This is a genomic window from Mesorhizobium sp. B2-5-11 (assembly GCF_006440835.1).
Lineage (GTDB): Bacteria > Pseudomonadota > Alphaproteobacteria > Rhizobiales > Rhizobiaceae > Mesorhizobium.
In genome coordinates this window covers 186,868-208,805 of record NZ_VFUK01000007.1, presented here as the reverse complement: position 1 = coordinate 208,805, position 21,938 = coordinate 186,868, and the positions used below count along the sequence as shown (strand labels likewise).

Here is a 21,938-nt window from a genome sequence, read left to right as displayed (position 1 = left end):
CCACACTGATGTGCCGTACGCCAATTAAAGCCGCTGCTTAAAAGCTAACGAAAGCTGACCACCGCGTGTTCGCTATGGGATGGCTTGGCGAGACTGCCGAACCCAATCGGCAAAATACACCACACGGATGCGCGAATTCTTCTGCCGCCAGTGGTTCGGGCTTCCAAAGGCTGACGGCCCCGCGAACGGCCTTGGCGACGCCGTCCATCGGGCGCTTTGTCAAGCGACGGCTTATGTGGCAGGTTGTCGACTGGCAGATTGCAGGAGCAGGTTCGATGGAACAGCGCCGGTCGTCACAGAGCTTCAAGCGTAAGGAACTGGTCGGCAAGCTCAATCCTGTCGGCGTGCGCGCCTTCAAGGCAGCCGCGGACACCGCCAAGCTGCGCGGCAACCCTTACGTCGAACTCGTCCACTTCATCGAGCAACTGGTGCTTTCCGATCGCTCGGACGTGCAAATGATCATCGCCGATGCGGGAGTGGATGCCAGCCGGCTCACGGCCGATATGACCCGCGCCGTGGACAAGCTGCCATACGGCGCCACATCGATCGAGGAATTTTCCGACCACATCTTTCATGCCATCCAGGAGGCCTGGAACTTGGCGACGCTTGAGTTCAGCGTCGAGGAAGTCCGCAGCGCGCATATTCTGCTCGCTTGCCTGAAGACCCCGGTCCTAGAAGGCCTGCTGTCGAAGATCAGCGGCGCATTCGACGAGATCGACGCCGACGCGGTGATCGCGCGGTTCGCCGATGTCATGGAGGGCTCACTCGAAGCTGGCACCTCGACCACGGTCTCCGCAACGGAGATGCCACGGCGGGCTCCGGGTGGGGATTCGGCGCTGGCGAAATACGCCACCGACCTGACCCAGCGCGCCCGCGACGGCAAGATCGATCCCGTCGTCGGCCGCGACCCCGAGATCAGGCAGATCGTTGATGTGCTGATGCGGCGGCGGCAGAACAACCCGATCCTGACGGGCGAAGCCGGGGTAGGCAAGACCGCGGTCGTCGAGGGCTTCGCCTTGCGTATTGCCCAGGGCGATGTACCGCCGATGCTACAGGGCGTCAGCGTGCGCATGCTCGATGTCGGTTTGATGCAGGCCGGGGCAAGCGTAAAGGGCGAGTTCGAAAAACGGCTTAAGGCTGTAATCGACGAGGTGCAGTCGTCCGAAACACCGGTTATCCTTTTTATCGATGAAGCTCACACCTTGATCGGCGCAGGCGGCCCTGCTGGAACCGGCGACGCGGCCAATCTCCTGAAGCCGGCGCTGGCACGCGGTGAACTGCGTACCGTCGCGGCAACGACCTGGGCTGAATACAAGCAGCACATAGAAAAAGACCCGGCGCTGACCCGTCGGTTTCAGGTGGTAAAGATCGACGAGCCTTCCGAAGCTGTGGCCGTTCTCATGTTGCGCGGGGTGGCCGGAGTTCTCGAGCAGCACCACCGGGTGCAGATACTGGATGAGGCGATCGAGGCGGCAGTGGGCCTGTCACACCGCTATATCCCGGCGCGGCAACTACCCGACAAGGCGGTAAGCCTTCTCGACACCGCTTGCGCCCGGGTCGCAATCTCGCAGCATGCCACGCCGGCCGAGCTGGAGGATATCATACGGCGGCGCCAGGCGCTGGAGGTCGAGCACGGCATCATCGATCGTGAGGCGGCGATCGGGATCGAGGTGACCGAACGGCAGGCACGGGTCGACACCGGACTTGCCGAAACAGGGGTCGCGCTGGCTGCCGCGCAACAACGTTGGGACCGCGAAAGAGTTTTAGTTGCCGAGATACTCGAATTGCGTGCCCGACTGCGCGGCGACGGTATGCCGCTCGATGCGATGGAAACGCCAGCGGATGCCAACGCCTCTGAGTCTGAGTTGCCTGAGATCCAAACGCCCAAGGACAAGGCATCCGATCCCAAAGTGAAAACGGCTGTTGCCGATGGACTTCCACCTGATCCGGTCGCCGATCTTACCCGGTTGCGCGAACGCATGGCTGAACTGGCCGAGGCGCAAGGCGAGGCGCCGCTGATCCTGCCCTCGGTTGATCGAAATGCCGTGGCCGCGGTGGTCCAGGACTGGACCGGCATCCCCACGGGGCGCATGCTGTCGAGCCAGACCGAAAAAGCCCTCCGGCTCGCGGCCACTCTGTGCGAGCGCGTGGTTGGCCAAGAGCATGCCATGGAGATGATCGCCAAGCGTGTGCAGACCAGCCGCGCCGGGCTCGGCGCGCCGGAAAAGCCGGTGGGGGTGTTCCTGCTTTGTGGCCCCTCCGGCGTCGGCAAGACCGAAACCGCGCTGGCCTTGGCGGAGACGCTTTATGGTGGCGAACAGAACCTGATCTCGATCAACATGTCGGAGTTTCAGGAGGCGCATACTGTCTCGACTTTAAAGGGAGCGCCCCCCGGCTATGTCGGCTACGGCAAGGGTGGCATCCTGACAGAGGCGGTTCGGCGCAAACCCTATTCGGTGATCCTGCTCGACGAGGTCGAGAAGGCGCATCCGGACGTCCACGAAATCTTCTTCCAGGTTTTCGACAAGGGCATGATGGACGACAGCGAAGGGCGGCGCATCGATTTCAAGAACACATTGATCCTGCTCACCTCGAACGTCGGCTCTGAAGTCATCATGGACCGGACGAGGAACGGCACGGTTCGGACCGGCCTCGAAGATCTGGATACGGCCTTGCGCCGGCCGTTGCTGAAGGTTTTTCCGGCGGCGTTTCTTGGACGGGTGGTAACCATTCCTTACTACCCGCTGTCGGATTCGATGATCGAGGCGATCACCCGTCATCAGTTCGCCAGGATCGCTCGCCGGCTGCGTGCAACCAGTGGCGCGGAACTGGTGATCGGCGACGGCGTCATCGATCTGGTCAGGGCACGCTGCACGGAAATCGAATCCGGCGGGCGGATGATCGATGCCATCTTAACCAACACGCTTCTGCCGGAATTAAGCCGCGGCGTGCTCAACCGGTCGCTTGACGGTGAAAAGATGACGAAGGTGACCGTCGGAGCCTCCGACGGGGGCTTTACTTATTTCTTCGAGTAATTTGGGCGGATGGTACCGGCGCATCAAACGGCTTTGCATCCGCGCGGTGGATTGAAGGATGTCTTCCACGGCATGGCGCAAAGAGCGCGGCGAGGCTTTTGTCCGCGCTTGCGTGCAAAAGGCAACCAAGCACGCAAAGGAGTTTCCTTTGGGCTGCTAGACCGCTCGCCGTCGCTTGCCGTCATAGTCCCCGGGTGTGCTCATTCTGGCCCCTGGATTATACTGAACGTGAATATGCGGAAACATAGGCCCTTGATCGTTCACCAGGACTAAATACTTGGCCTTGCCAAGTTCAGAGTTAAGCTCCTGCTGCAAAAAGTATCCTAAAAGGATTGACAACATACCGGTCCCGCGATCCGCCAGCTTTTTCGTCCTAATATCAACCGCATTGCCGGAATGATGCAGGGACCAGCGGGAATGATTATACCACTCTTTTCCAGCAGTAAGCTCAAGCTCAAGCCGCCTCGGCGCATGTTGTCTGAAAACGCGTCGAATTATCGGAATGGCCTCCTGCATTTGCGGGCTGAGGCCGCTTTCAATTGTTCTCTCCCTCATCGCAATCTCCATGAAAAGAAAGCGTCATTCCCTTACCACAACTATTACACCTACGCCTCATCCATGAATATCGCAGGGCCGAGATCAAGCTTTTTGTGAGTGCAAACGTGATGCCTCAGATCGTATGCAAGCCGGTGCACCATGCCATGTTGCCGTCGTCGCCCATTTTGGCGAGCGGTTCCCTGTCATGCATCGTGGCAGGATCGTCGAGTTCGGCCCACCACCGGATCATTACTGACCCCCACTCAAACGTCGCCGAAACCCGCGACGTAACGTGCTGAAAACAAAAGTAAAACATTCCATAGATAATCAGCAACAATCGGCACGCAGATAGCTACTTTGTCGGCAGGTAGTCGTGCGAAACCATCGTCCCAATTCGCCAAGCGCCCGATGGGCTCACGGCAATTGGGGATTGCTGGTGGATTGCGGTAATTCGTTTGGTTGTACTGGAATTTGATACGAGTGTCATTCCAAGTACCTGGCGACCATCGGCCACGCCGCAAGTTGGCGGCTATCTGCAGCCAGCTTTAAAAGCCAATGACCATCCACGGATCGGTGTCGTATCCGAGGCGCGGCTTTTCCGGGGTTGCTCCATCCGGCATTTTGGCCGTGCCAGTCAAACCGCAGTCCAGATCTCTCACCGGCTTCTTGGTCGAATGCTTCGTAGAGCACAGGGCCGCAGCATCACCGACCACCACTTTCTTTTCCTTGGCAATGGTGCCACCAGTCGCAGCGATCATGATAGCCGCGCAAAATATAGCAACTCTCATCGTACTCCCCCACGGTTGCGCATCCTCAAGATGCCGGACATTACGTTACGTCATTTTTATATTAGCACAAGCGAATATTTAATCCTCACGCCCGCCTCCTGCCAATGGCCTCGAGGCGGGCTGCTCTTCCATTTCGCGATGGCCTTCACGCCAAGCTCGTCCGCTGGATCATCGCCACGAGCGATGCCGACAACGTGATGACCGTCGGCGGCGAGCCGCGCCGAGAGCGCGCGGCCGATGCCCTTGCTGGCGCCGGTGACGAGAAATGTTCGCTTTGTCATGATGTTTCTGCCTGTCGTGAAAGAAGGGCGGTCAGGCGCACCCAGATCCAGGATCTGCGCGGGCACAGGGCGACTCCGCCGGAACCTATGGAGGTCGTCTCGACCGGCAGGAGTGCGTGGCGCTGCGCCGGACTCCTGCTCGGCCTATCGTCGTGTCAGGCGGCCCTGCTTGCGGCGCCATTCTTCGAATAGGTGGGGAAGTCCGTGTACCCCACCTCGCCATTGCGGGTGTAATAGACGGACCGGTCCGCTACGGCCAATGGCCAGCCGCTCCGAAGACGCTCGACGAGATCCGGGTTCGCGATATACGTCCTGCCATAGGCAATCAGGTCCACCAGCCCGGTAGCGAGCGCGGCTTGGGCACGCTCGACGTCATTGAAGCCGCCGCACCATGTGAACGCGCCGGGGAACGACGCTCGCGCCTTGGCGAGCATGTCATGGTCGAGATGGCGCGCCTCGAACGTGGCCGATTCCATGTTGCCGTCGGGCAGCAGTTCGTAGAGCAGATGGACATAGGCCACGCCGCGGCGCCCGAGCTGCTCGACGATGTACAGGAACGTCTCCTCGACGAGCGGATCAGCGGGCATTGAACCATATTTGCCGAACGGTGAGAGGCGAACCCCCACGCGTCCCGCGCCGAATTCCGCCACGACCGCGTCGACGACTTCCATCAGGAAGCGCGCACGATCTTCCATGCTGCCGCCGCCGTAGCGGTCGGTGCGGGTGTTGAGCACCGAGTTCATGAACTGCTCGATCAGATAGCCGTTGGCGGCATGGATCTCGATGCCGTCAAACCCGACCTCCCGCGCATTGGCGGCGGCTTTGGCGAAGGTTCCCACCATGGCCGTCACTTCCTCGGTGCTGAGCGGCCTCGGCGTCTCTGCCGCCATGAAGCGCAACCGGCCGTCCGGGCCATGGGCGAACACCTCTGAGCCGACGGCCTGTTCCGCGGTCACGCCCACTGGCGCCTGGCCGTTCGGCAGAAGCGAGGAATGCGCCAGTCGGCCGACATGCCACAGCTGCATGAAGATGGTGCCGCCCTGACGATGAACCTCTTCGGTCACCGGGCGCCAGGCCTGCTTCTGGGCTTCGGAGTGAATCCCGGGAATCCGCGCGTAGCCGTGGCTGGACTGATCCACGTCGTTGACTTCGGAGATGATCAGGCCGGCGCTAGCTCGCTGACCGTAATATTTGACGGTCAGTTCGTTCGGGAGGTCGCCATCTGTCGGAAGAGCACCCTCGGAGGTGCGGGTGCGCGTCATCGGCGGCATGACGATGCGGCTCGTGAGGTGGACGGGACCTAGATCGAAGGAATCGAATAGAGAGGGCATGGGGCGGCTCCTGTGGAGAATTAAAGCTCCAGAAGATATAAAGGATACCCCTCAGCAGATTAGTGCCGGCCTGGTGGACTCACTATTGCGTCTGAAGCTACAATAGGCGGATGAACTCGCGTTTCGATGGCATCGCCGAATTCGTAGCCGTTATTCGGCTCGGTAGTTTCACCGCGGTTGCGGCGGAAATGGGCATGGCCAAGTCCGCGATCGGCCGGGCGGTGTCGCGTCTGGAGGCGCGCTTGGGCTCCAAGCTGCTCCACCGGACGACTCGCCGCCTGACCTTGACGCCTGCCGGAGAGGCCTGGCTGGAGCACTGCGTCGCGGCACTCGACGAACTTGAGCGTGGCGAGAGCGCCCTCGCGCTCGCGCGGGACACGCCTGGCGGCGAAGTCCGCATCGATCTCCCGACGGCGTTCGGTCGACTGCACGTCATGCCCGTACTGTTAGGGGTTGCGAAACGCTATCCGGCGCTGAACCTCAATGTCAGCTTCACCGACCGGCGGGTCGACCTGATCGGCGAAAACATCGACCTCGCCGTGCGTATCGGCAATCTTGAGGATTCGACCGACCTCGTCGCGCGACAGATTGGGGTCCAGCAGACGGTGATAGTCGGAGCACCTGGCTATCTCGCACGGCGGGGCGTTCCGCGATCCTGGAGCGATCTTGCCGGACACGATTGCATCGTCGGACGACGGCAAGGCAACCGCATCGCCTGGCTGATGAAGCAACCCGACGGCTCGACAGCGCGGCAGGCCGTCCCAGTCAAGCATGAACTGCAGGATTTCGAGACGGTGCTAATGGCCGCTAAGGCAGGACACGGTCTGACGCAACTTCCGTCATGGATGGTGGAAGGCGATCTTCAAGACGGGGCCCTTCAGATTGTCCTGGAGGGCCTGTCAGGCGGCGAACTGCCGATCAGCGTCCTGTGGCCGCAGACAAAGGCGCTGCCGGCGAAGATTCGCGTTACCATAGACGGCCTCGTTCAGTGGTCGCTTGTTTCAACGAGTGTCGCTGCCTAGCAACGTCTTACTTGGAGCAGTCTCAAATCGGCTGTCCGCCGTCGATTCGCCTAATCGCCTCGAAGAGCCGATCACAGGATTTTGCCAGGTTCTTGCCCGGCGTGGTGGCGACCCCGAGCAAGAGGCCGGATTCGGCAGTGGCGGGCGACGCATACCACGCGGAGAGCGGTGCGGGCGACATCCCGAAGGCCGAAACCTCGCGCGCCACCGCAATGTCCGATATTTCCCTCGGCAGCTTCAGCAGCACGGCCAGGCCCGGCGTTGCAATCTGGTCGGCATTCACATTCGCCCAAAGCTGCTCGAGCAACGTCGCGCGCCTTGCGACATAGGCCCGCTTCGTGCGGCGGAGATGGCGAATATAGTGGCCCTCCCGCATGAATTCGGCGGTCGCGAGCTGCACTGCCGGTCCCGGGGCGGGCGCTAAGCACGCCGCGACTTCAGCGAAAGCGCATACGAGGCTGGCCGGCACGATCGCGAAACCCAGCCGAAGGGTCGGGCTGATTGTCTTGCTGAAGGACCCGATGTGAATGACGCGCCCGTCGCGGTCGAGCGACGCGAGCGCCGGCGCGGCCCTGCCGGTCAGCTGAAGCTCGCTCAGATAATCGTCTTCGATCACCCAGGCCTGGGTCGAAGCTGCCCATTCGAGCAGGCGCAGGCGCCGCTCGAGCGACAAGGTCGAGCCGAGCGGCGCATGTTGACCCGGTGTGACCAGGGCAAGCTTCGCGGTCGGATGCTGGCACAGTGCGTCATCGAGATCGATGCCGTTGCAATCGACCGGGACCGGAGCGAGAGACAAACCGGCGAGTTCGAGCCCCTTTCGGGTCCATGGGAAACTGGGCTCCTCGATCCAGGCGGTCTCCCCCGCCAGCTTCAGAACGGATAGCGCCAGGCCGAGCCCCGCACCGAAACCTCCAGTGATAATGACCTGCGACGGCAGACAGATGATGCCCCGTGCTACGGCGAGGTAGCCAGCGATTTCCCGCCTCAACTCGAGTTCGCCGCGAGGATCGGGGTAGAGGGCGGCGGCAGCGGCTTCGGCGCGGATGGCGTGCGCGCGTATCCGCGCGAACAAGGTGGCGGGGAAGATATCGCTTGCGGGGATGCCCATCTGGAAGATGCCGGGACCCTGCGTCATCTCCTGATAAATCCGCATGAAGGAGCCTTCATCCGGCACCGGCTCGGATCTCGCGACGGCGCGGGGGCGCTTTGCGACGCGCGTTCCCTCGGCTGGCGTTGCCTCGATCAACTGGGCGGCCGCGAGCTTCTCATAGGCTGTCCGGACAGTGCCGCGCGCGACGCCCAGCTGTGCTGCCAGGTCCTGCCATGAGGGCAACCGTGCGCCTGGTTCCAGCGCGCCTTCCTCGATTGCGACGGCCACGCCCTTGCGAATTTGCTCCGCAAGGGAAGTCTTGGCGGCGCGGTCCAAATCCAGGTCCAGCGGCTTGCTCATGAAGCCTCAGTACACGATTTTTTTGCGTTCTTGGTGCTTTTTCCTGGCCCGATTCGCCGGCATCTATCCGTGCAAGGAGATGCCAATGCGAATTCGTGCCATTTTCACCGCCGCCTGCGCCGCGATTGCCATCGTCGGGCCGGCCTGGGCGCAGGACGACCAATCGGAGACGGTCACGCCGAAGTTCGAGCAGGTGATCCCGAACATCCCCGGCAAATCGATGGCCGTGGTCGAGGTCGATTATGCGCCGGGCGCCGCTTCCCAGCCGCACCGGCATGCCAGGTCCGCCTTTATCTTCGCCTATGTCGTCTCGGGCGAGATCGAGTCCAAGGTGAACGATGGCGAGACCCGCATTTACAAAGCGGGCGAGAGTTGGTCGGAGCTGCCCAACGCAACCCATTCGGTTAGCCGCAACGCCAGCAAGACCAGGCCGGCGAAGCTGCTTGCGGTCTTCGTCGTCGATTCCGACGACAAGGCCCTCACTACTCCCCTCAATTGAACGGATCGGAACGATGGCCAAGAGGCTCGACTACAACCAGATCGCCCCGAGCGGCGCCAAGGCGCTCGGCACCGTCTACGGCTATGTTCTCCAGAGCGGCTTGCCTGCCGAACTGGTCGAGCTCGTCTATCTGCGGGTCTCCCAGATCAACAACTGCGCCTATTGCCTTGACATGCACACGCGTGACCTCGTCAAGAAGGGCGTGAAGATCGAGAAGATCGCGCTGGTGCAAGCCTGGCAGGAAGGCGGCAGCCTGTTCAGCGAGAGAGAGCGCGCCGCGCTTCGCTGGGCCGAGAGCGTGACCAATGTTGCACAGACCGGGGTTCCGGACGCCGCCTATGAAGCCGTGCGTGCCGTCTTCGATGAAAAGCAGCTCGTCGACCTGACGATCGCGATCAGCCTGATGAACAGCTACAACCGAATGGCCATCAGCTTTCGGAATACGCCCCAGGCCGTTCTCGAGAATTGATGGAGCAGAATAATGAATGGTAACGTGATTTCCAGGATCAAGATCCCCGACAGCAAATTGGCGCGTGAGGCATCGCAATGGACCGTGAGGGCCATTTCTGATCACCAGATTGGCGCTTGGCGCATCGTCTCGGGCACGACCGGTTCGAATTCTCCGATAGATCTCCGTGCCTGACATATCGCCGCGTCCGGCTGCCATGCAGCTGTATTTTCGGCGATTTGCTTGCCTGTGGTCGATCACTCGGCATGGGGTTCATCGATATCTCTATTCCCACAATGAATTTGCGAGCGAAGGAAAGAGAACGAAAATAAACGAAACAAAACGGATATGGGGAGGCGCATGGACGCGCAGACTAATCCAGAAAGCAGGCAGTGGATCCAGGCGATCCGTGCCGACAGTCTTTCCGTCGACGATGCGACGCGCATCGAGCACCAGGGGGTATGTATCGCCATTTTTAATCTTGCCGGCAAGTTCTACGCCACTTCAGGCATTTGCACGCACGCCCACGCCTTCCTTTCGGAAGGCTATATCGACGGCCAGACGGTGGAGTGTCCTTTGCATCAGGGACTGTTCCACATCCCCACCGGCACACCGCTTTCACCGCCCGTCACCGAGCGGCTGAAGACCTACGAAACCAAGGTGTCGGACGGCTACGTCCACATCCTGGTGGAAGGAGGAGTGACTTGAACTTGTCGGGACATATCCCGGGCTGAAACCAAAATATGGGAGGAGACCTAAAATGCTGAAATTATCACGTCGCCATCTGCTGAAGACAGCCGCGGCGCTTTCCGTTCTCGCTGCTGCACCGCTGACGACAGTTCCGGCCTTCGCCGAAGACTCCGTCCACGCCGTTCTCAATGGCCTGATCAAGAAATACTCCGACGAAGCCAAGGCGGGCATATCGAATGCCGACGTCAGTGCGCTGTTCGAAAAGGACGGTTTCCGGGACTATCTCGACGTCTATCCGGTCGGGGACCTCGCCGGCGGATTCGTCTGGAAGCCGGGCATGGGCGCCAGCTTCGTCGGCCCTTACAGCAAGCTGCAGATCAAGGCGCCTTTCACGGATTATCTGCCGCTGCCTGAAGGTCTGGTGCTGGACGCCAGCAAGAAATATCGCATCGGCCTCGTCTTCCATGGCTTCAACCATCCCTGGCTGATCAGCCTCGCCGACACCGCCGCCTGGGAAGCCAAGCGCCATCCGAATATCGAACTGGAGGTGATCGACGCCGAGTTCGACGACAACAAGATGGGTCAGGTGATCGATACGTGGATCGCCAAGCAATATGATGGCATCGTGCTGTGGCCGAACCGTGAAGCGCCGATGGGCCCGCCCGTGGACCATGCCATCGCCGCGGGCATTCCGGTCGTCAGCCTCGACCGCCGCACCTCGTCCGAGCAGATCAGCTCTGAGGTTCTGGGCAACTTCTATGCAAACGGTCTCCAGCAGGGCCTTTACCTCAAGCATGCTGCTCCGGACGGCAATATCATATTCAATCGCAAGGATCTCGGCAGCACCGCGGACTCGATCCGTACCGGTGCTTTCCTCGAAGCGATCGGCAACACGGCCGGCTACAAGGTGCTGGCCAACTACCACACCAACAGCCAGCGCACGCTGGCGTTCAAATCGACAGCGGATGCCCTCCAGGCCTTTAAGGACATCTCGGTGTCGTTCAACACCGGCGGCGAGGAGGCCATGGGTGCGCTCGACGCGATCCGCGAAGCCAACCGGCTGAACAGCGCGCCGGGCGGCAAGAAGATCATGATACTCGCCAACGACGACGCCCGCGAGGTGTTGAAGGAGATCAAGGCCGGCAATATCGACATGGTATCGCCCTACACGCCCTTGATCGGCGACATCGGCATCCGCGCCGTCGTCATGCACATCGGCGCCAAGGCGAGCCTCAACGAAGCGCCGCCCAAGCTTATCATGACGCCGAACCTGCCGATGATCACCAAGGAAAAGATGAACATCGAAGGTATCGAGACGCTGACGCCCGACGAATGGCCCTATGCATATGGCCCGGAGGTCTCGGGCTGATATCCGCTCCCAGGACGACCGCCGGCCCTCTCGCGGGAGGGGCGGCGGTTGCTGATCCAAGGCAGGCGAGTGCGTCATGACGATGAATACTCTTGAGACAAAAGTGGTCGAGCCCGCGTTGCCGGCACGGCCTTCCGATGCTTGTCGGCATCTGAGCATCGGAGCGATAAGCCGGGTGGCGGTGCTGGCAGCTCTCGTCATCCTCGGGCAGGTGATCGCGCCGTCCTTTCTTTCCCTTGCCAATATCCACGTGATCCTGCTGGCTGTGGCCGCGATCGGCATCATGGCCTATGGCATGACGCTGGTCGTCATTACCGGCGAGATCGACCTTTCCGTCGCCGGCGCGGCCATCCTCTCTTGTGTCGTGGGAGGGCTGCTGATTCCGACCGGATCGGCGGTGCTGGTCATCGGCGCTACGCTTCTCACCGGGCTGGTCGTCGGCTTGATGAACGGCGTGCTTGTCGCCGTCTTGGGCATTCCGTCGCTGATCGCTACGCTTGGCATGCTGGGGATAAGTCGCGCGCTCGCCAACATAGCGTCCGGCGGGCAGGCGCTCTATCCCGAAGCCATTAGTGCTTACCTCTGGTTTGGCCGTGGCAATATCGCCGGCATTCCGGTCCCGGTCGTGCTGCTTGTCGTTCTCGGCGTCGCCGCGATCGCGCTGACCAAGTATTCGATCTTCGGTCGCGAACTCTACGCCACCGGCGGGAACGTCAGGGCCGCCGCGCTGTCAGGCATCAATGTCGTAGGCGTACGCACCACTGTCTTCATTATCTCGGGCGCCTGTGCCGCGCTCGCCGGCATGCTGGAGAGCGCACGGCTGTCCTACATCAATCCTGCCGGGCTTGAAGGCATGGAGCTTTCGGTGCTGGCGGTGACGGTATTGGGCGGCGCGGCACTCGCCGGCGGTTCAGGTTCCATCGCGGGCACTTTGGTTGCCGCCCTCATCATCGGTATCGTCAACAACCTCCTCAACCAGTTTGGCGTCAGCATATACCTGCAGCAGGTGGTAACCGCGGCGGTCATCCTGGCGGTGGTCTTGCCCGGCATGCGGCAGCGGGGGATCGCGAAATGAGTGCCATTGAACTGTCCGGTCCGTCGTCGTCCCGTGCAGCCCCATTTCCGCAGGGTCTGCTCCGCGACCCGATCGTTTGGTTGATCGCTGTTATCTTCCTGGTCGGCGCGCTGACCTCCGAATACTATTTGACCGCGCTGAATCTCGAAAACCTGATGCGCAACGTGGCCGTCATCGGACTGCTGTCGCTCGGAATGACGGTGGTGCTGCTCACCGGCCGCATCGACCTCTCCGTGGCGGCGCTGATGATCTTTTCGATCATTGTCGGCGTGGTCGTGATGGCGGAGATCGGGCCGATGCTGGGCAGCCGCTGGTTGGTGCGCGGCAACACCTATGCGGGGCCGATCGTGCCGGTGATTCTGATCGCGCTTGCGACTGGCATCATCGCCGGCGCTATCAACGGCGTCGGCGTTGCCTACTTGAAGGTTACGTCCTTCATCATGACGCTGGTCTCGTTGACCGCGCTGCGCGGCTTCAACTACGTGCTCACCAACGGCCATCCCTATTACCTCAAGGCGCCATTCTATGGCTGGATCGGCGACAGCAAGATCCTCGGTATGCCGGTGAGCTTCCTGATCTTCCTCGCGGTGCTCTTGGCGCTCATCGCCTTCGTCAACGGAACTGTGCGCGGCGCTCGCCTCTACGCCGTCGGCGGCAACGAGAAAGCGGCACTCTATGCCGGCATCAAGACGGATCGCTACGTACTGCTGGCCTACGTCATCAGCGGGCTCTGCGCCGCCATTGCCGGCGTCGTCTTTACGGCGCGGCTGAAGTCGGTCGACGCACCGCTTGCGGCAGGCTACGAACTGACGGCCATCGCCATCGCCGTCATCGGTGGAACAGCGCTTTCAGGGGGCGTCGGGTCGCCATGGCGCACGTTGCTCGGCAGCGTTGCCTTTGCCGCCGGCTTGAACCTGCTGGCGATCTGGGGCGTCGGCACCTGGTATCAGAACCTGGCGGTCGGCATCGCACTCATCGCATCGGTCGGCCTGTCGAAGATGAGCCGCAAGAAGACACATCCATAATGGGGAGAGGCATTTCATGGGCGGACATCTAACGCTCGGCATCGACATCGGCACGACCAACGTCAAGGCGGCGATCCTCGATACCAACACGGGAAAGGTGGTGGCGTTCGGCTCGCAGGAGCATCCGTTGTTCCATCCGTTCCCCGGATGGGCGGAACAGGAAGCCTCGAACTATTGGGGGGCGGTCGTATCAGCCGTCAGGCAGTGCCTGGAGCAGGGCCGGTTTTCCGACGACATCGCGGCGATCGCGCTGTCTGGCCTGGTCGGCGTCACGTTGCCGGTCAGCGATCAGGGCAAGCCGCTGCGTCCGGCGATGATATGGATGGATTCCCGCTCGGAAGAAGAATGCGAGGATATTCGCCGCAGCGTCGGCGAGGCGACCATCAACAAGAACAACGGTAACCGCGTCGCCCCATGGTTCATCGATCCCAAGGCGTTGTGGATCAAGAAACACGAGCCCCACATCTTCAACGCAACGCACAAGTTCCTGTCGCCATCCGGCTACTGCACCTACCGCATGTGCGGCAACTTCACGATGAACACCGGTGACGCCGGCCTGGCCTATGCGTACGAGTACCAGAAGGAGCGTTGGAACGAATCCATTGCTACGGCGATCGGCATCCCACTGGAGAAATTCCCACGCCTATACCAGTCTCACGAGGTGGTGGGCGAAGTCACCAGGCAGGCGGCGGAAGAGACCGGACTGCGCCCCGGCACCATCGTGGCGGCCGGCGGCACCGACATCAGCTCGGCGGCACTGGGCGTTGGTGTAACCAAGGCCGGCGAGGCCTATTATTCGATGGGCACTGGCTCGAACCTCGGCATCATGATCCCGACCGAGCAGGACGTCCACGAATATCGCATCTTGAAATGGCCGCACGTACTGCCCGGCCTGACCATGTTCGACGGGCCGATGGCCTTCACCGGCGCATCGCTGAAATGGTTTCGCGACCAGTTCGGGGATTCCGAGTTCCGGCTGGCCGAGCGCATGGGTCACAATGTCTTCGATCTTTTCACAGAGCAGGCCAAGCATGTGCCCGCCTGTTCCGACGGTCTGCTCTATTTGCCGTATCTCGGCAATACGCTGTCGCCGAACTGGAACAGCAGCGCCGCGGGTGTCTTCTTCGGCGTGCGCCCGACGACGACGCGCGCGCATTTCATTCGGTCGCTTATCGAAGGCGTTGCATTCGACCTGTACTCGAACGTGCGTATCGCCAATCAGGCCGGCGTGAATGTCGATGGGCTGATCCTGAACGGCGGCCCGACCAAGAGCCGTTTCTGGAACCAGATCACCGCCAGCGTCGTGAATCTGCCGCTCAAGGTGCCGGACATCGGCGAAGCAGCGCCCATCGGCGACGCCATCCTCGCGGGCGTTGCGGCTGGCATATACAAGTCGCCGATCGAGCCCCTCGAAAGCATCGTGCGTATCAAGGAGACAATCGACCCGGATCCGAAGCTGCACGAGCGCTACCAGGATTTCTTCGAGGTCTGGTCCTCGATTTATCAGAATTTGCGTGGCGACATGGATCGTCATCGCGCCCTGCTCAACCAATACCATTCGGGATGACAGCGATGGATACCCCGCTGCTCGAGGTCCAGTCGATCCGTAAAACGTTTCCCGGCGTGGTCGCGCTGGCCGACGTCACCTTCGACCTGAAGGCCGGGGAGGTGCATGCACTGGTTGGCGAGAACGGCGCGGGCAAGTCGACGCTGCTGTCGGTCATGAACGGCCTGATCGCGCCGGACAGCGGGGAGATCCGCATCGATGGCCAGCCGGTCGTGTTAAGCGATCCGACGGTCGCGTTGGCGAACCGACTGTCTCTGGTCCACCAGGAACTGGTGCTGTGCCCGAACCTCAGCGTCGCCCAGAACATCTTCCTCGGCCGCGAGCCCGCGGCCCGCCTCGGCCGCAACAACCGGGCGGCGCTCAACTGCATGGCGCGGGAACTCCTCGACGAAATCCATGTCAGCCTCGATCCCTCGCGTCCGGTCGGCGAACTCAGTCTGAACGAGCAGCAGATCGTCGAGATCTGCCGTGCGCTGGCAAGCCGGCCGAAAGTGCTGGTTTTCGATGAGCCGACCGCTTCGTTGAACGATGATCAGGTGGGTCACCTGCTTGCCATCATCCGCAAGCTGAAGGCAAGTGGCCTCGGCATAGTCTATGTCTCGCATCGGCTCGGCGAGGTGCTGGACATAGCCGATCGCGTGACCGTGCTGCGCGACGGCCGTGTCGTTGGCACGCGCGACGTTGCCGACCTCGACGAGACGGCGCTCGTCTCTCTGATGGTTGGGCGCGAGCACAAGCCGGGCCAGAGCGCTTACAAGGAGCGCCGGCAAGGTTCCGTCGCCCTGGAGACCAAGGCGATCGGCAAGGCCGGGGTGTTTGACGACATATCCCTTGAGGTGCGTGCCGGCGAGGTCGTCGGCATCGCCGGCCTGCTTGGCTGCCAGCGTGAAGCCGTCGCGCGTGCGATCTTCGGCGCCTCATCGATCGACCGCGGGGAAATTCTTGTGCACGGCAAGAGCGTGGCGTTTCGCTCACCGCGCGATGCAATCGTTTCCGGCATCGCCTTCATGCCGGCCGACCGCAAGGGTGAGGGGCTGGTCCTGCCGATGAGCGTCGGCGACAATCTCGGGCTGACGGTCCTGCGCAGCTTTGGCCGCCGCAGCTTTCTCAAGCGCCGACGGAAAAATGCATCAGCCAATGACCTGGTGCGCAAGCTTGCTATCAAGGCCAGCGGCCTGTCGCAGCCCGCTTCCCAGCTCTCGGGCGGAAACCAGCAGAAGATCGTCATCGGCAAATGGATTGCGCGCGGCGGCGATATCGTAATCGCCGAAGATCCGACGCGGGGTGTCGATGTCGGCGCGAAATTCGAGATCTGGCGTGCGATCCAGGGCCTTGCCGATGAAGGCAAAGCGGTGCTGCTGCTCACCACGGAGCTGCAGGAAATGATGGACGCTTGCGACCGTATCCTGGTCATGAGCCGTGGTCGGATAACCGGGCATTTCCAGCGCAAGGAATTCTCGGCCGAGGCGATAGCTCATTGTTTCGTCGCCTGAACGCAGGATCGATAACGGTATGGAAACAATGAATTTTCTATTTCCCATCCGGGTCGGTAGGTCTCCTCGATAACGATTAATTTGAAGGAGGATCGGCATGCAGGGCGATAATTCTGCCAGCTATGCGGGCATCGGCGGCATCGGCAGCAAGATTTGGCCGCTGACGGGACCCGAGATCATTTCGCGTGACAAGCTGAAAAGGCTTCGCACGCGCACCAACGGACCGGGCCTTGTCCGGCTCGCGGTGCACATCAGCGCGTTGGTGCTTGGCGCTCTCGCCGTCTATCTGTCGTCAGGCACGCCATGGCTCCAGATACCGGCGATGTTCGTCTACGGCGTCGTTATCGTGCTGTTGTTTGCACCGCTGCACGAATGCTCGCACGGCACGGCCTTTCACTCGCGCTGGATCAATCACCTCATTGGCTTCGCCGTCGCCGCGTTCACCTTCCGGCCCTTTCTGTATTTCAAATACCGCCATGCCGCGCACCATACCTACACCCAGCACGAGGACCACGATCCCGATATCGTGCCGTTCCCCACCTCGCTGCGCGACTATTTCGGGCAGATACTCGGCCTGTCCTTCTGGCCCAAGCTCGCCGGTACCCTATGGCGTGGCTCGATCGGGCGCTTCACCGAAGAAGAGCGCGAATTCCTGCCGGAATCCGTCTGGAAGCAGGTGATGTTGGAGATCCGGCTGCTGGTCTTGGCTTACGTCGTCGTCGCTGTCTTCTCGATCTACTACGGAAGCACGATCGCGTTGGTCTACTGGCTGCTACCGCGCATCATGGGCGAACCGGTGCTGCGCGCCATACGCATGGCCGAGCATACCGGTGCGGAAGAAAGCCCTAACCTGCTCGCCAACACCCGCACCACCCTGGCGAATCCGGTCCTGCGGATGCTCTATTGGAACATGCCGTTCCACGCCGAGCACCACTTGGCCTCGTCCGTGCCGTTCCATGCGCTCGGCGACCTTCACAGTGAGGTTTCGCCGCATCTGCAATGCGTCAGCAAGGGATACATCCAGGTGCATCGCGAGATAATCCGCGAAGTGCTGAAGAACGATCGTCCCGGCGCCGCACCAGCCGGCCAGGAGGCTTGATCGGCCGTGGCTGGTTTGGGACGAACGGCCGGCGTGGTGATCGTCGGCGCAGGACATGGCGGCGGTCGTACCGCCGAGCGGCTGCGGCACGGTGGCTTCGTTGGCCCGATCGATGTGATCGGGATCGAACACGAGTTGCCATATGAGCGCCCGCCGCTATCGAAGAGCGTGCTGACCGCGGCCGAGGTTCCGGCGAACGCCTATCTTCTGCCGCCGGCTCGCTGGAGCGAGCTCGGTGTCAGGTTTCATCTCGGTGCCGAGGCGACCAGCATCGACCGGCAGGCCAAGGCGGTGATGCTGGCCGATGGCAGCGGGCTGTCGTACCGCAAGCTGGTGCTCGCGACCGGGCTCTCGCCGCGCCGCATCGAATCGCTGGAGCCGGTCGCGGACCGGGTCGCCTATCTCCGCTCGTTTCAGGACGCGCTCGACTTGCGCGACCGCATCCTGCCCGGCTCTTCGGTGGTGCTGGTGGGGGCAGGGCTCATCGGTTTGGAAGTCGCGGCGAGCGCAGTGAAGCGCGGTGCGACCGTGACGGTGCTGGAAACAGCGGATCGTCCGCTGAGCAGGCTGCTCCCGCCTTATATGTCGCAATGGCTGGCGGGCGTTCATCGGCAGGCGGGCGTCAGGATTCTCTGCGGCAGGCAGGTCGCTGCTTCCGAGCCGTTGGGTGGCAAGACATTGCTCCGACTGAACGATGGCACCCAGATCGAGGCCGACGTCGTGCTTGTCGGCATCGGTGGAACACCGAACGATCAGCTCGCCCGCGATGCCGGGCTCGACGTCGACAACGGCATCGTGGTCAACGAGTTCGGCCAGACCAGCGATCCCGATATCTTCGCCGCCGGGGACGTCGCCTCCCATGAGAATCGTCTGTTCGGTAGGCGCTGGAGGCTCGAATCCTGGAAGAACGCCGAAGACCAGGGCGGCATCGTCGCCGCACAGATCTGCGGCACCCCGGCGTCATATGACGAGGTGCCGTGGTTCTGGACCGACCAATACGACCTGAACATCCAGATTGCGGGAATACCAGGCGATCGGGAACCCGCCTATGAGCGCGGCAGGCCGGGCGACCGCACCTATCTCGCCTACTTTGCCGATGCGGAGCGTCTTGTCGGCGCTATCGGCGTCGCCTGCGGACGCGACATCCGCATCGCTCGCGAGACGATCAGGACCGGCGGCCGACTGAATCCTGCCGAACTCGCAGGGAAGGGGTTTGCGGCATTTGGCGCAGCTCAGCCTGAAAGGCTGGCATTGTGATCCGCTCTGTCGCCGCGATCTGTTTCGAGCCGAACAAGCCACTGGCCGTCGAAGAGGTCCAGGTGGCGCCGCCCGGCCATGGTGAAGCACTGGTCGAGATTGTCGCTTCCGGCCTTTGCCATACCGATCTGACCGCGCTGGAAGGCGTCAACGCGACCTGTGTCTATCCATTGATCCCGGGCCATGAGGGCGCGGGTCGCGTGCTCGAGGTGGGCGAGGGGGTTTACGACCTGAAACCCGGCGATCACGTTATCCCGCTCTACGGTCCCGAGTGCATGCATTGCCGGATGTGCCGCAGCGGCCGCACCAATCTCTGCTGGACGATCAAGCCGACGCGCGACAGAGGCGTGATGCCGAATGGCACGTCGCGTTTCGCATTCGAGACCCAGCCCGTGCATCATTTCATGGGAACATCGACACTGTCTCGTTATACGGTTGTCCCGGAGATCGCACTGGCCAAAATACGGCCGGATGCCCCGCTTGATAAAGTCTGCCTGTTCGGCTGTGGCGTCACTACCGGCGTGGGCGCCGCGCTGGCCGAAATTCGCGAAGACGACGCCGTCGCCGTTTTCGGCCTGGGCGGCATCGGCATCAATGTCGTGCAGGGTGCGCGGTTGGCGGGCGCCAAGACTATCATCGGCATTGATGTCACCGATCGCAAGAACGCGCTTGCCCGAGCCTACGGCATGACCGACTTCGTCAATGCCGGCCGCGAAGGCGCAAAGGTCGTGCAGGCGATCCGCGACTTGACGGACGGCGGCGTCGACGTGGCTTTCGAATGCACCGGCATTGTCCCGGTCATGCGCCAAGCTTTCGACTGCTGCCAGCCTGCCTGGGGTACGGCGGTGCTGCTCGGTGTCGAGCCTCCAGGTACGGAACTGGGCTTTCCGCCGGTCGGTGTCCGTTACGGGAGGAGCATCCGCGGCAGCTATTTCGGCGGCGTCAAGGGGCGCAGCGGGCTCGGCCGCCTGATCGACTTCTATATGGAGGGTCGGCTGGATCTGGACCGGCAGATCACCCACACGCTTGCGCTCGATGAGGTCAATCGCGGCTTCGACCTGATGCGGGCGGGAGAAACTGTTCGCAGTGTCGTCCACTTCGAGTGAGCGGCATGGGGCTTGCCAATGAAGCCGGCTACGTCTTCCGCGACCGTTATCCGGAGCGCGAGCATGTTTATCGCCGGTTCGACGAGGCGAGCGCCGCAGCGCGCGCTTCCTTTCCATGCCGCCGCGACGTGCCCTATGGCGCGCATCCTCGCCAGATCTTCGACTTGTTTCCAGGAAGTGACGGCGCGCCGCTGGTCGTCTTTGTTCACGGCGGCTATTGGCAGAGCCTCGACAAGGATCGCTATTCGTTCGTCGCGGCGGCGCTCGTGCCGCGTGGTTTCTCGGTGGCGCTGCTCAACTACCCGCTTGCGCCGGCTGCCGGCGTCGCGGAGATCGTCGAAAGCGTCCGCGGCTGCCTGCCAATGGTCCTGGAAGCGCTCCGGCCGCCGCCGCCGTTCTGGATCGCGACTGGCCATTCGGCGGGAGGGCATCTCGCCGCGATGCTGGCAATGACGAGCCACGCCGCGAATGTGGCGCTCGCGGCCTGTGCGCCGATCAGCGGCATCTTCGATCTCGAGCCTCTGGTGGAAACGTCGCTCAATGCGGCTCTGGAGCTGGATCAGGAGCGAGCCGCAAAACTCAGCCCGATACGCCGCCGGCCGATGGCTTGCCCGTTGACGGCCTTTGTCGGGGCCGCCGAAACATCGGACTTTGCGGGGCAGTCGCGACAGTTCGTCGAACATTGGCGTGCAGCCGGCCAGCATGCCGAACTGGTTTCGCTGCGGGACAAAAACCACTACACGGTCCTATGCGATCTGCTGGAGGAGCGGTCGGAAATAGCCGAAGGGATCATGCGGTTGGCGCAAGCGTTCCGCAGGGAGGAGAAACGGGTTGAGTGGCTCTAACAAGCTGCATTTCGTCAATTTCAGCCAGCTGCGTTCATTTTATGCGGTGGGACGCGAACTGAGTTTCACCAAGGCGGCCGATCTGCTGTGTGTCGGTCAGCCGACGGTGACGACGCAAGTGAAGGCGCTGGAGGAAACATACGACGTTCAGCTTTTCCTGCGTTCGCCGCGCGGCCTCAAGCTCACCGACGCAGGCGAAGCGCTGCTTATCGTTGCCCGCCAGATCTTCTCGCTGGAGGAGCAGGCGGTCGGCATTCTGCAGGCCGAGGGCAACCAGATATCGGGCAAGCTGCGCGTCGGCACCGTTGGCCCGTTCTTTGTCATGGAACTGCTCAGTGCCTTCCACGCGAAATACCCGCTGATGCAGGTCTTCCTCGAGAGCGGTAATTCCGATGTCATCTATAACAAATTGCTGAACTACGAGGTCGACGTCGCCATCATCGGCCGCGACTATGATGATCCGCGTCTCGATCTTGTCCAACTCGGCAGCCATGAAGTGATCATCTTCGTGCATCGCGACCACCCCTGGGGCGGGCGCCAGCAGATCGAGTTGGAGGAACTGGACGGGCAGCGCCTGATCTTCCGCGAACCGGGCTCGATGACACGGCGCGCACTGGAAGAGGTACTCGATAGGAATCGCGTGCGGCCCAATGTGGTGATGGAAATTCCACGCGACGGCGTTCGTGAAGCTGTCGCCGCCGGCCTTGGCGCCGGTATTGTTTCCAGGACCGAGTACCTTCCGGACGATCGTTTGACGGCGCTTTCGATCTCGGATCACAAGCCGTTCACGCAATCCTTCGCGGCGTGTCTGAAGGTTCGCCAAACGCTACGTCCGATAGAGGCTTTCATGCAGCTGGTCAGGGATCATTAGACTGACCGCGGTACTTCCGCCCTTTTAGGGCGTTGCCCAGCAACCAAGTGCCTTTTCGCGCCGCCGCATGGCATTGCTGCCGGCGCAATCGGTCAGTCCGCAGCCCAAAGCTCTACGACCAATTGCGGCCGCCGCATGGCGCACGCTTGG

19 protein-coding genes and 1 pseudogene are annotated in these 21,938 nt (G+C 61.9%); 15 read left to right on the top strand and 5 right to left on the bottom strand.

The features are described from left to right. Nucleotides 1–275: 275 nt before the first annotated feature. Nucleotides 276–3,035 (top strand): type VI secretion system ATPase TssH, encoded by a 2,760-nt coding sequence (tssH, locus tag FJ490_RS22380; protein WP_140524738.1) that lies wholly within the window; start codon nt 276–278, stop codon nt 3,033–3,035. Between the two features lie 156 nt (nt 3,036–3,191). Here tssH and FJ490_RS22375 read toward each other — a convergent pair whose 3' ends face one another. From FJ490_RS22375 to FJ490_RS22360, 4 genes and pseudogenes are all read right to left on the bottom strand, one after another. Further along, nucleotides 3,192–3,590 (bottom strand): hypothetical protein, encoded by a 399-nt coding sequence (locus FJ490_RS22375; protein WP_140498284.1) that lies wholly within the window; start codon nt 3,588–3,590, stop codon nt 3,192–3,194. A gap of 527 nt (nt 3,591–4,117) precedes the next feature. Next, nucleotides 4,118–4,330, bottom strand: a complete 213-nt coding sequence (locus FJ490_RS22370) for a hypothetical protein (protein WP_181165313.1) — start codon at nt 4,328–4,330, stop codon at nt 4,118–4,120. 194 nt (nt 4,331–4,524) lie between these two features. Further along, nucleotides 4,525–4,641 (bottom strand): annotated as a pseudogene (locus FJ490_RS22365) (SDR family NAD(P)-dependent oxidoreductase); the annotation flags it as partial. Nucleotides 4,642–4,796: 155 nt separating this feature from the next. After that, nucleotides 4,797–5,972, bottom strand: coding sequence for an alkene reductase (locus FJ490_RS22360; RefSeq protein ID WP_140729100.1), 1,176 nt, complete (start codon nt 5,970–5,972; stop codon nt 4,797–4,799). A 110-nt stretch (nt 5,973–6,082) separates the two neighbouring features. On the opposite strand from FJ490_RS22360, the gene FJ490_RS22355 reads away from it, so the two are divergent. Beyond that, entirely contained in the window at nt 6,083–6,994 is a 912-nt protein-coding gene (locus tag FJ490_RS22355; protein ID WP_140498281.1) for a LysR family transcriptional regulator, read from the top strand. A 22-nt stretch (nt 6,995–7,016) separates the two neighbouring features. Here the strand turns inward: FJ490_RS22355 and FJ490_RS22350 are convergent, their stop codons facing one another. Then, nucleotides 7,017–8,444, bottom strand: a complete 1,428-nt coding sequence (locus FJ490_RS22350; protein WP_140632217.1) for a PLP-dependent aminotransferase family protein — start codon at nt 8,442–8,444, stop codon at nt 7,017–7,019. 85 nt (nt 8,445–8,529) lie between these two features. On the opposite strand from FJ490_RS22350, the gene FJ490_RS22345 reads away from it, so the two are divergent. The 13 genes from FJ490_RS22345 to FJ490_RS22285 all read left to right on the top strand — a co-directional run bounded on the left by FJ490_RS22345 (nt 8,530) and on the right by FJ490_RS22285 (nt 21,788). Further along, on the top strand, nt 8,530–8,943 hold the full coding sequence (locus FJ490_RS22345; RefSeq protein ID WP_140632215.1) for a cupin domain-containing protein: 414 nt from the start codon (nt 8,530–8,532) through the stop codon (nt 8,941–8,943). Nucleotides 8,944–8,956: 13 nt separating this feature from the next. Continuing rightward, complete coding sequence (locus FJ490_RS22340) at nt 8,957–9,412, top strand: carboxymuconolactone decarboxylase family protein (RefSeq protein ID WP_140498278.1); 456 nt, start codon at nt 8,957–8,959, stop codon at nt 9,410–9,412. Nucleotides 9,413–9,751: 339 nt separating this feature from the next. Then, on the top strand, nt 9,752–10,099 hold the full coding sequence (locus FJ490_RS22335; protein ID WP_181165314.1) for a non-heme iron oxygenase ferredoxin subunit: 348 nt from the start codon (nt 9,752–9,754) through the stop codon (nt 10,097–10,099). A gap of 52 nt (nt 10,100–10,151) precedes the next feature. Next, nucleotides 10,152–11,450, top strand: coding sequence for a sugar ABC transporter substrate-binding protein (locus FJ490_RS22330; protein ID WP_140729099.1), 1,299 nt, complete (start codon nt 10,152–10,154; stop codon nt 11,448–11,450). Between the two features lie 76 nt (nt 11,451–11,526). After that, a complete protein-coding gene (locus FJ490_RS22325; protein WP_140632209.1) occupies nt 11,527–12,525 on the top strand; it encodes an ABC transporter permease in 999 nt (332 codons plus the stop codon). Then, complete coding sequence (locus FJ490_RS22320; protein WP_140729098.1) at nt 12,522–13,550, top strand: ABC transporter permease; 1,029 nt, start codon at nt 12,522–12,524, stop codon at nt 13,548–13,550. Before FJ490_RS22325 ends, FJ490_RS22320 begins: the two co-directional genes overlap by 4 nt. 16 nt (nt 13,551–13,566) lie before the next feature. Further along, a complete protein-coding gene (locus FJ490_RS22315; RefSeq protein ID WP_140581066.1) occupies nt 13,567–15,117 on the top strand; it encodes an FGGY family carbohydrate kinase in 1,551 nt (516 codons plus the stop codon). Between the two features lie 5 nt (nt 15,118–15,122). Continuing rightward, a complete protein-coding gene (locus FJ490_RS22310; protein WP_181165315.1) occupies nt 15,123–16,610 on the top strand; it encodes a sugar ABC transporter ATP-binding protein in 1,488 nt (495 codons plus the stop codon). 97 nt (nt 16,611–16,707) lie between these two features. After that, the gene (locus tag FJ490_RS22305) at nt 16,708–17,709 is read left to right on the top strand and encodes a fatty acid desaturase (protein WP_140581060.1); all 1,002 of its coding nucleotides are present in this window, start codon (nt 16,708–16,710) and stop codon (nt 17,707–17,709) included. Between the two features lie 6 nt (nt 17,710–17,715). Then, on the top strand, nt 17,716–18,966 hold the full coding sequence (locus FJ490_RS22300) for an FAD-dependent oxidoreductase (RefSeq protein ID WP_140581057.1): 1,251 nt from the start codon (nt 17,716–17,718) through the stop codon (nt 18,964–18,966). Next, nucleotides 18,966–20,072, top strand: a complete 1,107-nt coding sequence (locus tag FJ490_RS22295) for a zinc-binding dehydrogenase (RefSeq protein ID WP_181165318.1) — start codon at nt 18,966–18,968, stop codon at nt 20,070–20,072. Before FJ490_RS22300 ends, FJ490_RS22295 begins: the two co-directional genes overlap by 1 nt. Before the next feature lie 5 nt (nt 20,073–20,077). Continuing rightward, a complete protein-coding gene (locus FJ490_RS22290) occupies nt 20,078–20,917 on the top strand; it encodes an alpha/beta hydrolase (protein ID WP_140632201.1) in 840 nt (279 codons plus the stop codon). Next, on the top strand, nt 20,904–21,788 hold the full coding sequence (locus FJ490_RS22285) for a LysR substrate-binding domain-containing protein (RefSeq protein ID WP_140581050.1): 885 nt from the start codon (nt 20,904–20,906) through the stop codon (nt 21,786–21,788). Before FJ490_RS22290 ends, FJ490_RS22285 begins: the two co-directional genes overlap by 14 nt. The last annotated feature ends 150 nt before the right edge of the window (nt 21,789–21,938 follow it).